The sequence below is a fragment of the Bacteroides xylanisolvens genome (assembly GCF_018289135.1).
Classification (GTDB): Bacteria; Bacteroidota; Bacteroidia; order Bacteroidales; family Bacteroidaceae; genus Bacteroides; species Bacteroides xylanisolvens.
In genome coordinates, this window is record NZ_CP072216.1 from 5,146,356 (window position 1) to 5,158,817 (window position 12,462).

The window sequence follows — 12,462 nt, forward strand, 5'->3', positions numbered from 1 at the left end:
TATATCTTTGCAAACAATAATAAGAATTAAAAAGTTTAAAATCATGGCAACGAACAAACTATTGTGGTCTTCTAAAATCATTGGGGTATTTTTTATGATGTTGGTTTGCACTCTTTCTGCAAATGCACAGTTTTTGCGTACTTCTTATTTCATGGAAGGTACTCATTATCGTCAACAACTAAATCCGGCTTTAACACCGACGAAAGGTTATTTCAACCTTCCGGTGATTGGTGCTGTTAATGCAACTGTCGGTTCTACTTCATTAGGTTATCAAGATATCATTGATATCATTGATGATGGTGACGATTTCTATACTAAACCAGATTTTATGAATCGTCTGAAAGATAATAATAAGTTGAATGTGAACTTCAGTACGGAGATTCTTTCTGCAGGATGGTACAAAGGTAAGAACTTCTGGTCATTCAATATCGGTCTGCGTACAGATATCGGTGCTAACTTGACTAAGAATATGTTCAGTTTCCTGAATCAAATGGAAACAATTGAGGATAACTGGAGAAATAGCAACTATGATATTAGTGGTCAGCAACTGAATATCAATGCCTATACGGAAATAGGTTTAGGATTTTCACGTCAGATTAATAGTCGTTTAACTGTTGGTGCTAGAGTTAAGGCTTTATTAGGTATCGGCAACATGGAGTTGAAACTTAATAAAATTGCGATGAGTGCTAATTTGCCTACTGATCAACAAATCAATCAATGGTCAAGTGAGAGCTATTGGTCAGGCAGCTCTGCAGAAATTGTTGCAAAGGCTCAAGAATTGAAAGCTAAGTTTGATAATTATCATGCAAACTTAACTGTTGGTGCCGAACTGAAGAGTTCTTTCAAAGGCCTGGAATTAAAAGAAGAAGAGGGTAAAGACTATGTAACTGATTTCGACTTTGACAGTGGTAAATTAGGTATTGCTGGTTATGGATTTGGCATCGACTTAGGTGCATCTTATAAAATTCTGGATAATTTGACTGTATCTGCCTCTATTCTTGATTTAGGCTTTATTTCTTGGTCTAAATCAAGTACAAAGATAGCATCAGCTAATCCGGATCCAATTGATATTAAAGGAAGTACTTATGCAGGCATGATTGATCCGGCCAATGCACAATCTAGTGTTACAAATGCATTGAATCAGTTGCAAAACGATGCTGAAAATTACATGGATCTTGTGACACAAGGTGATGTGCTTAACTATGATATGTTGCAACTTGAAGTAGGAGATGCTAAAGAATCTCGTAAATCTCGTCTTGCTTCTACTCTTGTATTAGGTGCAGAATACGGATTCTTTAATAACAAATTAGCAGTCGGTGTATTGTCAACAACTCGTTTTGTACAGCCTGATGCTCTTACAGAATTAACATTCTCCGCAAACTACCGTCCGAAAAGCTGGTTCAATGTAGCGCTTAGCTATTCAGCTATCCAGTCAGCTGGTAAATCTTTCGGTTTGGGTCTGAAATTAGGTCCTCTGTTTGTCGGAACTGACTACATGTTCTTAGGAAAGAACTCTAACTCTGTTAATGGATTCGTTGGGGTATCTATTCCGTTAGGTGGAAGAAAAGCAAATAAAGAAGGATAAATATTTTAATTTCTCTCTAAACATTCTCTTTTAATTAATTCTCTATAGAATAAAAAACGTATAATTACAGCTTACCGTCATAAAGAATCCTTATAAAGGGTCATAGATGGTAAGCTGTTTTTTTATGTTCCTCCTTTTAGAACCACTTAATCTTCCGGAATATTACAAACGCAAGCGTTGACAATCCGATGGAAAAGAGCACAATCAAAGAGAAAGCAAAGGGCACTTCTTCCAGGTGAATATCCACATTCATGCCATAGAAACTGGCAATCAATGTCGGAAGCATCAGGACGATGGAGAGGCTTGTCATACGTTTCATGATCGTATTCACATTATTGGAGATAATAGAGGCAAAAGCATCCATTGTCCCTGTGAGGATATCACTGTAAATATTCACCGTATTGAGCGCCTGTTTCAGCTCGATAATTACATCTTCCACTAATTCAGTGTCCAGATAATCCGTATCCTGAAAAATAGTCCTTAACTTACCGATCATCACTTCATTTCCACGGATGGAAGTATTGAAGTAGACAAGTGTTTTTTGCAGTCTCATCAAGCGAAGCAAATCCTCGTTACGGATACTCCGTTCCAATTCCTTTTCTGCGGCACTGATGTCTATGTTTATCTGCTTTAGATATTTCAGGAACCACACGGCAGAAGAATAGATTAACCGGAAAATCAGATCCAGCTTGTTGCGTACAACGATCCCTTTTCGACGGGTATGCTCTATGAAATCCGGTAACAAATCTGTGTTGTGATAACAGACGGACACAATAATCTCGTTATTAGTGATAATTCCAATCGGTACGGTGTCGAAAGGCAGACTGCCATTCTGTTTGTTCACTACCGGGATACGAAGAATCGTCAACAACCAGTTGCCTTCCGTATCCGTACGCGGACGTTCGTCCGTGTCGGCTATATCGTTCAGAAATGATTCGGGTACGTTGAGAGTTTGAGTTAGAAATTCAAAGTCATCATTGTTTGGGCATACTACATTTACCCAGCTGTTGGGAAGCCATTGTGCTTTTTCCACAAAGCCAGCCTCACAATAAAGATACGTTCTCATCTTATTGCCTCCTTTCGTTTGTTTGACACGAGCAGAGGCATCAGTCTTCAATGGCTCTGTTCGCTTTAATTAATACTAGTTGTGCACGTTCGCGGGTTTGAATCGTCCATATTTCTATGATTTTAATTTAAAAGCGAGGCAAAGGTACGGAAAAATGAAGTAAGTTCCGCCTTTTGTATCCTGTTTTTCGATAAACATGTTGAAAGTTGTTTTACAAAGTAAGAAAAAGACCCATAGCCTGATACACTTCTGCCCTGTAACTTAACATAGATTAAACGTTTACGTAACCATCTTTTTTGTACCTTTGCACCCGAAAATCAGTGTGATAATTTAAATATTAAAATATTATGAGTAAGAAAGCCCTTTTAATGATCCTCGATGGTTGGGGATTAGGCGACCAAAAGAAAGACGACGTAATCTTCAACACTCCCACTCCTTATTGGGATTATCTGATGAGTACTTATCCTCACTCTCAACTTCAGGCAAGCGGTGAAAACGTGGGTTTGCCCGACGGACAGATGGGTAACTCGGAAGTAGGTCACTTGAATATCGGTGCCGGACGCGTGGTTTATCAGGACTTGGTGAAAATCAATCGTGCATGTGCGGACAATAGCATCATGAAAAATCCTGAAATTGTTTCTGCTTTCTCTTATGCAAAAGAAAATGGAAAGAATATTCACTTTATGGGGCTGACTTCTAACGGTGGTGTACACAGCTCACTCGTTCATCTCTTCAAACTTTGCGATATCGCAAAAGAATACAACATCAACAATGCATTTATCCACTGCTTCATGGATGGCCGTGATACTGACCCGAAGAGTGGTAAAGGCTTTATCGAAGAACTTTCTGCACACTGCGAGAAATCAGCAGGAAAGATTGCTTCTATCATCGGCCGTTATTATGCAATGGACCGTGACAAGCGTTGGGAACGTGTAAAAGAAGCATACGACCTGCTCGTAAACGGTGTAGGCAAGAAAGCTACTGATATGGTTCAGGCAATGCAGGAATCTTACGACGAAGGCGTGACAGACGAATTCATCAAACCGATTGTAAACGCTAACTGCGACGGAACAATCAAAGAGGGTGATGTAGTGATCTTCTTCAACTACCGTAACGACCGTGCCAAAGAGTTGACTGTCGTACTGACTCAACAAGATATGCCGGAAGTTGGCATGCATACTATCCCGGGGCTGCAATATTACTGTATGACTCCGTATGATGCATCTTTCAAGGGCGTTCATATCTTGTTCGACAAAGAAAACGTGTCCAACACATTGGGCGAATATCTTGCTTCCAAAGGCTTGAGCCAACTTCATATCGCTGAAACAGAAAAGTATGCTCACGTAACATTCTTCTTCAACGGTGGACGTGAAACTCCATTCGATAAAGAAGAACGTATCCTTGTTCCTTCTCCAAAAGTTGCTACTTATGACTTGAAGCCGGAAATGAGCGCTTTTGAAGTAAAAGATAAACTGGTAGCTGCCATCAACGAGAACAAATATGATTTCATCGTAGTGAACTTCGCTAATGGTGACATGGTTGGTCATACCGGTATTTACGAAGCAATCGAGAAAGCGGTTGTTGCTGTAGATGCTTGTGTGAAAGATGTAATCGAAGCCGCTAAAGCACAAGATTACGAAGCAATTATCATTGCCGATCATGGTAATGCTGACCATGCTTTGAACGAAGACGGTACTCCGAACACTGCTCACTCTTTGAATCCTGTTCCTTGTGTTTACGTGACAGAGAATAAGGCTGCGAAAGTAGAAGATGGTCGTTTGGCAGATGTTGCTCCGACTATTTTAAAGATTATGGGACTGGAAGTTCCGGCAGAAATGGACGGAAACGTTTTGATTAAGTAATTTAGATTTCTATAATTGGGAGGGCGGAGTAGAACTCCGCCCTTTTTGTCTCACATAAGGTTTAAAATGATACAAATAGGTGATGTAGTAGTGTCTCTTGATGTATTTCAGGAGAAGTTCCTTTGCGATTTGGGCGCTTGTAAGGGGGCCTGTTGCATTGAAGGTGATGCCGGTGCTCCGGTAGAGCTGGACGAGGTGATGGAGTTGGAAGAGGTTTTGCCGGTTATTTGGGATGAACTGGCTCCGGAAGCACGTGCGGTGATTGAAAAGCAAGGAGTAGTATATACGGATGAGGAAGGTGATCTGGTGACTTCTATTGTTAATAATAAAGACTGTGTGTTTACCTGCTACGATGAAAAAGGCTGTTGCTACTGTGCTATTGAGAAGGCTTATCGGGAGGGGAAAACAGACTTCTATAAACCGGTGTCCTGTCATCTTTATCCTATCCGGATCGGCGATTACGGGCCCTATAAAGCGGTGAATTATAATCGTTGGGATGTATGCAAAGCAGCAGTTTTGCTGGGGAAAAAAGAGAATCTTCCCGTATATCAGTTTTTGAAAGAGCCTTTAATCCGTAAGTTCGGTGAAGAATGGTACAAAGAGCTGGTTACTGTTGCTGAAGAGCTGAAAAAGCAACAATATATTTAAATTCTCTTCCGGTTCTTGCGTATGCAATATAGCTGATAAAGCAAAATGCACAATGCGATTATGATTCCGCATGCCGGCATAATCCATGCTTCCGGATGGATAATAATCAAGAAGATACAAGTCGCGATCACGCAGGAAGTCAGTACAATAAGAAACAACCTGATCTTTGCAAATAACGGATTGGGGGCAGTAGTTTTCATTTTCATAGTTATGTTTTCTTTGCTTTTTATGCAAGATAGTGATTTTGTATGGAAAACGTTTCTGCTGTTAGGTTTTATTAAGAGATGGGCGGTTGAACGATTCGAACATGAAAGCCCCTTCAGATAAAAGAAAAACGCCGATCGAAGGATGTTCCTTCGCCATCGGCGTTTCCTCGTTGTAAGATGTGAGGTTGGTTTATAAAAACGTATTATTTAAATTATGCATCGATATTTGCATACGTTGCATTCTCTTCAATAAACTCGCGGCGTGGCCCTACATCTTCACCCATCAACATAGAGAAGATATAATCAGCTTCTGCGGCGTTGTCAATATTTACTTGTTTCAGCATACGGTTTTCAGGGTCCATAGTTGTTTCCCACAACTGCTGGGCGTTCATCTCACCCAAACCTTTGTAGCGTTGTGTATGAATTGCATTTTCTGAACCACCGCCGTAAGTATCAATAAACTTCTGGCGTTGTGCGTCTGTCCAGCAATACTCTTCTACTTTACCCTTTTTGCAGAGGTAGAGCGGGGGAGTAGCGATGTACAGATAACCGTTCTGGATAACTTGCGGCATATAACGGAAGAAGAACGTCATGATAAGTGTGTCGATGTGAGAACCATCGACGTCGGCATCGGTCATGATGATAATCTTGTGATAGCGCAGCTTCTGTATGTTTGCTTCCTTGCTGTCTTCGTCAGTTCCGATAGTCACACCGAGAGCTGTGTAGATATTGCGGATTTCATCACTTTCCAAAGCCTTGTGATACATGGCTTTTTCTACGTTCAGAATCTTACCGCGTAATGGGAGGATCGCCTGGAACATACGGTTACGTCCCTGCTTGGCAGTACCACCTGCCGAGTCTCCCTCGACGAGGAACAATTCACATTTAGAAGGATCCTTATCCGAACAGTCAGCCAATTTACCCGGCAGACCGCCACCCGACATCGGCGACTTGCGTTGTACCATTTCACGGGCTTTTCTTGCAGCGTGACGTGCAGTAGCGGCAAGAATCACTTTGTCGACAATTGTTTTGGCTTCCTTCGGATGTTCTTCCAGATAATATGCTAATACTTCGCCCACTGCCTGGTCAACAGCACCCATCACTTCGTTGTTACCCAACTTTGTTTTAGTCTGTCCTTCAAACTGTGGTTCAGCTACTTTTACAGAAATAACGGCAGTCAAACCTTCACGGAAGTCGTCTCCCGAGATTTCAACTTTCACCTTTTCCAGCATCTTGCTGTCTTCGGCGTATTTTTTCAACGTACGAGTCAGCGCACGGCGGAAACCTGCCAAGTGCGTACCACCTTCAATGGTGTTGATATTGTTGACGTATGAGTGAACGTTTTCGGAGAATCCGGTATTGTACATGATAGCCACTTCAATAGGAATTCCCTGTTTTTCGGAGTTCAGATAGATCACATCGTTAATCAAGTGCTCGCGTGAAGACTCGATAAAACGCACGAACTCTCTCAAACCTTCTTCTGAATAGAATTGCTCGCTCTTGAAACTTCCGTCTTCGTTCACTACCCGACGGTCAGTCAGAGAGATGCGAAGACCGGCGTTCAGATAAGCCAATTCGCGCAGACGTGAAGCCAGAATCTTGTAGTCGTATACCGTTTCAGTAAAGATGGTACCATCCGGCCAGAATTGTTGGCGGGTTCCCGTAATGTCGGCTGTACCGACTTCCTTTACAGAATAAAGCGGTTTACCGATCTCGTATTCCTGCTGATAGATTTTGCCATTACGGAATACTTGTGTAGTCATGTGGGTAGACAGCGCGTTTACGCAGGACATACCTACACCGTGCAAACCTCCGGATACTTTGTAAGACCCCTTGTCGAATTTACCTCCGGCATGCAATACGGTCATGGCTACTTCCAGTGCCGACTTCTTTTCTTTCTCGTGATAGTCAACCGGAATACCGCGTCCGTTGTCCTGTACTGTGATTGAATTGTCTTCGTTGATTGTTACTTCGATATGGTCGCAATAGCCGGCCAATGCTTCGTCGATAGAGTTGTCAACGATTTCGTATACCAAGTGGTGAAGTCCCTTGACGCTGATGTCACCAATGTACATCGCAGGGCGTTTTCTTACTGCTTCAAGACCTTCCAATACTTGGATACTATCCGCAGAATAAGACCCGTTATTGGGAGTGATTTGTTCTTCGCTCATAATTGCCTTTCTAACTTTAATAACAGAGCAAATATAGTGAAAATTGTCGACTTGACGAAGAATAATCAGTGAAAAATAAAGAATGCGGGCGGTTTCTCTGTATTGTTAATAGGTTTGATATTCAGTGGGTTATAAACAAGAAAGGCCGAACTTAAAAGTTCAGCCTAGATGCTATATAGAATTGTTAAATTCTTGTTATTAAGCGAGCTTGTTGATGTAAAGAGCCAACTTAGATTTCAGATTGTTAGCTTTGTTTTTGTGAATGATGTTCACTTTAGCCAACTTATCCAACATCTTTGTAATGCCTGGGTACATTGCAACTGCTTCTGCTTTATCAGTAGTTGCACGAAGCTTTCTAACAGCATTTCTCATGGTCTTGCCATAATATCTGTTGTGAAGTCTTCTTGTCTCTTCTTGTCTGATTCTTTTCAGTGATGATTTATGATTTGCCATCTCGACTAATCTATTTTTTTAGTTCTTTATTCTTTTAACTTGTAGCCCGTGGGGGAATCGAACCCCCCTTTCAAGAATGAAAATCTTGCGTCCTAACCGATAGACGAACGGGCCATCCTGTTGTAGCATTTCTGCTTTTTGCTTTCTCGAATCTGTGTTTGTTTCTCGATTGCGGATGCAAAGGTAGGAACTTTTTTGAAAATGGCAAATGATTCATAGAAAAATTTTCAATGAATATGTGTTTTTTTTCACAGATGTCTTTCTTTTTGGCTGATATTCAGTGAAATATATGGTTGTGATTTTTATATAAAAAAATCTCTCCTGTGAAAAACAGTAGGAAGCATTTTTTCTTACCACCTTATTATATATAGCGAAATAAAAAAGCTGCTTATTGGTAACTTCTTTTGTAACTAAATGATTCTTTAGGCGACTAACGGAACAAATACCGGAGACGATGAATGATAACAAAGAATTTATAGGCATACTGCTACAAAATAAGCGTATCATTTATAAGGTTTGTTTCATGTACGCGCAAGATAAGGAAGTGGAAGCGATATTTAACGCCGTATGTCTCCGATTATTTTGTGTTTTTTTGTAGCTTTGCTTCGGATTGGAAACGAGATAAATATCGGTTATGCTGCAAAAAACGAAAGGAATAGTTCTTCATACATTGAAATACAATGATACATCTATCATTGTGGATATGTATACAGAGTTGTCCGGCAGGGCTTCTTTTCTTGTAACAGTGCCCCGTTCGCGGAAAGCGGCTGTGAAATCCGTACTTTTCCAGCCGTTGTCTTTTATTGAGTTCGAGGCCGACTATCGCCCAAATGCAACTCTCTATCGTGTGAAGGAAGCGAAATCCTTTTATCCTTTTTCTTCCATTCCATACGATCCGTATAAGTCTTCGATGGCACTTTTCCTGTCGGAGTTTCTTTACAGGGCTATCCGGGAGGAGGCGGAGAACCGTCCGTTATTTGCTTATCTGCAACATTCCATCATTTGGCTGGATGAGTGTGGAGACGGCTTTGCCAATTTCCATCTGGTGTTCCTGATGCGTCTTTCCCGTTTCCTGGGACTTTATCCGAATCTGGAGGATTATCATACCGGCGATTACTTTGATTTATTGAATGCCTGCTTCACTTCTATTCGTCCCCAGCTGCATTCTTCCTATATCAATCCCGAAGAGGCTGCCCGTCTCCGTCAACTGATGCGCATGAACTATGAGACAATGCATCTCTTTGGCATGAGCCGTGCGGAGCGTACCCGTTGCCTGACGATTATGAATGATTATTACCGCTTGCATCTGCCCGACTTCCCGGCATTGAAATCATTGGAGGTGTTGAAAGAACTGTTTGATTAATTAGTAATTTCTTGCAGGTTTGTATGCTGTTCCTGAAAATATATGTTACTTTTGTCGGTAGAGAACAAAAGAGAATGAACAAGCGAGAAACAATATGAAAAGATTCCTGTACCTGACGGTCTGTTTTTTTATCCTAGGGAAGTTTTATGGTTGTAACGGAGACGTGTTTGTCGACGACTTCCGTTCTTCCGATTCCGAACTGACGCTGGACGGGAACGGGGATGTTGCCACTATTCAATTTGCAGCTGCCAATTGGGATTGGATGTATGTAGCCTTCGATTTTCCCATTCAATATAACATATATGATGCGGACAATCGCCTGATAACAACCGACCAAGGTCCATCGCTGAACGGGTTGGGAAAGATTGTGTGCACCGGAGAGATGATTGATTTCACCATCGAACGCGTTCATCCCAAAGAAGTGAAGATAACGGTGGGCGAGAATGCCCTTTCCGCTCCTTTTCAATTCCAGCTCAGGGCGAGCAACGAGTATGAGTGGCAGGAGATACGCGTCGAGATTTCTCCGACAGACAGATATGTGATGGATAGTATCATTTATTCTTTGGATGCATACTCTTACGATCCGGAAAACAAGATAGAGAAAAAAGAAGGCGTCTCCTTTCATAACTTAACAGATGGTTCGTCTACATACACGCTTTTTCCTTTCGAGTCTTTTTACCATTTTATGAGATTTAAAAGCGATGTGCCCGAAGCCTTTCAACTACTGGGCGAAGCTGGTCTGACAGTGGAAATACCAAGCATGAAAGATGGATATTTAGGGATGAACGGTAAACGGGCGCCATTCATTTCTGCGCAACAAATGTTGCCTTGCTCCAATACGGAGCAGAAAAAAGACATAATCCCTCCCAGGACTTCTCGATACTACATCTTATCGATGGTATATGATTGGTTGGAAACGAGATATACCCTTTATGTTTCTCACCCCAAAACCAAGAAACAACGAATCGTAACCGGCACGTTGCATAGCGAAATGCCTGTAAAATACTACATAACACACAAGGATATCCCTTTCAACAACTAACCGATCAACAACTAATATATCAATGATTAGAAATAGGAACGCCATACGGTTGCTGTGCCTCCTTTACCTTCTGGTACATCCGGCAATCAACGCAAATCTGGAAGCCCAGACAATCATCGGGCAACGGAACGACAGCGTCAGCCATCCCCTGATCTGCCATCAGCTTGGCTTCGACATCCGTCCGGGATATATCGTCTCCACCCATAGTTTTCTGCAAGGAGACAATGCGCAGCAAAAGAAAATCGACCAATCGCTTTCCTTCCATTTCAAGTACGCTTTCAGATTCAGCAAAGAATCCAACCTCGGCAGGCTCTTTCCCCATACCTATCAGGGTATTGGCATTTCCTACCATACTTTCTTTAGTCCCGCTGAATTGGGAAATCCCGTGTCGGTATACGCTTTTCAAGGGTCACGTATCGCGCAACTGTCCCCCCGTCTGTCGTTCGATTACGAATGGAACTTCGGGGCTTCTTTTGGCTGGAAGAAATATGATGAACTATCCAATCCGCAAAACGTGCTGATTGGCTCCAAGATCAATGCGTACATCAATCTCGGCTTTTTGCTGAACTGGCAAGTTCACAAGTACTGGAAACTGGCGGCAGGTGTAGATCTCACCCATTTTTCCAATGGAAACACGCATTATCCCAATGGCGGTCTTAATGTTATTGGAGGAAGAATCGGCATCGTGCGTACTTTGGGCGTGGATGAGGGACCCGGTCCCATCACTCCCGGACGGCTCTTTATAAAACCTCACGTCAGCTATGATCTGGTGATCTACGGAGCCACCCGCAAAAGAGGACTGATTGGAGACGATGTGTCGAGTATGATTCCCGGTTCGTTTGGCGTGGCGGGCGTCAATTTCGCCCCGATGTATAATTTCAACAACTATTTTCGGGCAGGGTTTTCTGCCGATGCGCAATATGATGAGAGTGCCAATCTTAAAGAGTATAGAGTGGGCGAGTATTACTCGGGCGATTTGAAGTTTCATCGTCCTCCTTTCCGCGAGCAGTTTTCCGTAGGTTTATCTCTTCGGGCAGAGCTGGTGATGCCTGTTTTCTCTATCAATGTCGGCGTCGGTCGGAACCTGATATACAGCGGTGATGATACAAAAGGGTTCTACCAAGTTCTGGCTCTCAAGACTTATGTCACCCGTCATTTGTTTCTACACGTGGGGTATCAGTTGAGCAAATTTAAAGACCCCAACAATCTGATGTTGGGGCTTGGATATAGATTTCATGATAAGCGATGAAAGAGTAATCTTCGCTTGTTAATAACTTCCTTTTTTCAATTTAATTAAAATGTAAGCCCTCCTAATTGAATTATTCCATTATCCTTCCAAATATAATTAACTTTTACTTCTGTGATACCGGCATCAGGATACCGTTGCTGATATTCTACTGTTTTATCACTCTGTAGGATATATCCGTATGACATTCCTGTGGCAAATTTAAAACCGAATTTCTCTGTTTTATTATCATACATTAGGGTTAAAGAGGTAATGTTCCATTCGTATGTACCTTCTTTGAATATTCCCGAATCAGTTTCCATTGTGAACTTCTTGGTTTCCTGATTGAATGTATAAGTAGCACCAATGAATGGTTTCTCTTTTTCTCGTAACTCAACTTCTATCTCTGGAGGGATTCTTAGATCTATTGCTTTTATTATTATTCCCGGAGAACCAGGATGACCTTCGAACGGAATTCCCCAATTGATAATTTCCGAGCTGTTGAAGTATATTACATATACGTAGATCTCACATACTATCTTATTATTGTCAGTATCAATAAGTCGTATCATGGTGCTCCCACTTTTGTATGTAGCGATGCATACGCCCATTACGTCAAGAGTTGCAGTTGCAATTTCTTGATTTTCTGATTCTAACTTATAGTTGTGCTCTGTTAAGTCTGTTTCTATGATGACATGCCTTGTGTCTCCTTTCCATATAGAAACTGATTCCTTTTCAACTTCGTATGGTTGTTCTTCAGAGCAACCATACGAAGTTGCCAGTAATAATACGAATAGTAAAAATCTATCAATTCTCATACTTTTAAATGTTTGTTGCAAAT

At 41.7% G+C, this 12,462-nt stretch carries 11 protein-coding genes and 1 tRNA gene; 6 read left to right on the forward strand and 6 right to left on the reverse strand.

The window, feature by feature from the left end; all coding sequences use genetic code 11:
* The first annotated feature begins 43 nt into the window (after positions 1 to 43).
* Positions 44 to 1,585 carry a DUF5723 family protein gene (locus tag INE92_RS21385; RefSeq protein WP_195436559.1) on the forward strand — a complete coding sequence of 514 codons (1,542 nt, stop codon included), beginning with the start codon at positions 44 to 46 and terminating at the stop codon, positions 1,583 to 1,585.
* 136 nt (positions 1,586 to 1,721) lie between these two features.
* Here INE92_RS21385 and INE92_RS21390 read toward each other — a convergent pair whose 3' ends face one another.
* The gene (locus INE92_RS21390) at positions 1,722 to 2,651 is read right to left on the reverse strand and encodes a magnesium transporter CorA family protein (RefSeq protein WP_008770430.1); all 930 of its coding nucleotides are present in this window, start codon (positions 2,649 to 2,651) and stop codon (positions 1,722 to 1,724) included.
* A 347-nt stretch (positions 2,652 to 2,998) separates the two neighbouring features.
* On the opposite strand from INE92_RS21390, the gene gpmI reads away from it, so the two are divergent.
* Both gpmI and INE92_RS21400 read left to right on the forward strand, forming a co-directional pair.
* On the forward strand, positions 2,999 to 4,513 hold the full coding sequence (gene gpmI, locus INE92_RS21395; RefSeq protein ID WP_004309469.1) for a 2,3-bisphosphoglycerate-independent phosphoglycerate mutase: 1,515 nt from the start codon (positions 2,999 to 3,001) through the stop codon (positions 4,511 to 4,513).
* Between the two features lie 66 nt (positions 4,514 to 4,579).
* Positions 4,580 to 5,161 (forward strand): DUF3109 family protein, encoded by a 582-nt coding sequence (locus INE92_RS21400; protein WP_004315408.1) that lies wholly within the window; start codon positions 4,580 to 4,582, stop codon positions 5,159 to 5,161.
* Here INE92_RS21400 and INE92_RS21405 read toward each other — a convergent pair.
* The 4 genes from INE92_RS21405 to INE92_RS21420 all read right to left on the reverse strand — a co-directional run bounded on the left by INE92_RS21405 (position 5,158) and on the right by INE92_RS21420 (position 8,105).
* The gene (locus INE92_RS21405; protein WP_008770429.1) at positions 5,158 to 5,367 is read right to left on the reverse strand and encodes a hypothetical protein; all 210 of its coding nucleotides are present in this window, start codon (positions 5,365 to 5,367) and stop codon (positions 5,158 to 5,160) included. The two genes, INE92_RS21400 and INE92_RS21405, sit on opposite strands and share 4 nt — an antisense overlap.
* 212 nt (positions 5,368 to 5,579) lie before the next feature.
* The gene (gene gyrB / locus INE92_RS21410) at positions 5,580 to 7,538 is read right to left on the reverse strand and encodes a DNA topoisomerase (ATP-hydrolyzing) subunit B (protein WP_004315406.1); all 1,959 of its coding nucleotides are present in this window, start codon (positions 7,536 to 7,538) and stop codon (positions 5,580 to 5,582) included.
* A gap of 198 nt (positions 7,539 to 7,736) precedes the next feature.
* Complete coding sequence (gene rpsT / locus INE92_RS21415) at positions 7,737 to 7,991, reverse strand: 30S ribosomal protein S20 (RefSeq protein WP_004309474.1); 255 nt, start codon at positions 7,989 to 7,991, stop codon at positions 7,737 to 7,739.
* Between the two features lie 42 nt (positions 7,992 to 8,033).
* Positions 8,034 to 8,105 (reverse strand) — tRNA-Glu (locus tag INE92_RS21420).
* 520 nt (positions 8,106 to 8,625) lie between these two features.
* Here INE92_RS21420 and recO point away from each other — a divergent pair.
* The 3 genes from recO (at position 8,626) to INE92_RS21435 (ending at position 11,645) form a co-directional block, all read left to right on the forward strand.
* Positions 8,626 to 9,354 (forward strand): DNA repair protein RecO, encoded by a 729-nt coding sequence (gene recO / locus INE92_RS21425; protein ID WP_004309477.1) that lies wholly within the window; start codon positions 8,626 to 8,628, stop codon positions 9,352 to 9,354.
* A 94-nt stretch (positions 9,355 to 9,448) separates the two neighbouring features.
* Positions 9,449 to 10,396 (forward strand): hypothetical protein, encoded by a 948-nt coding sequence (locus INE92_RS21430; RefSeq protein ID WP_008642755.1) that lies wholly within the window; start codon positions 9,449 to 9,451, stop codon positions 10,394 to 10,396.
* A gap of 22 nt (positions 10,397 to 10,418) precedes the next feature.
* Positions 10,419 to 11,645 (forward strand): acyloxyacyl hydrolase, encoded by a 1,227-nt coding sequence (locus tag INE92_RS21435; RefSeq protein ID WP_195436558.1) that lies wholly within the window; start codon positions 10,419 to 10,421, stop codon positions 11,643 to 11,645.
* A gap of 44 nt (positions 11,646 to 11,689) precedes the next feature.
* Here the strand turns inward: INE92_RS21435 and INE92_RS21440 are convergent, their stop codons facing one another.
* Complete coding sequence (locus INE92_RS21440; RefSeq protein ID WP_151927147.1) at positions 11,690 to 12,439, reverse strand: hypothetical protein; 750 nt, start codon at positions 12,437 to 12,439, stop codon at positions 11,690 to 11,692.
* Positions 12,440 to 12,462: the final 23 nt, after the last annotated feature.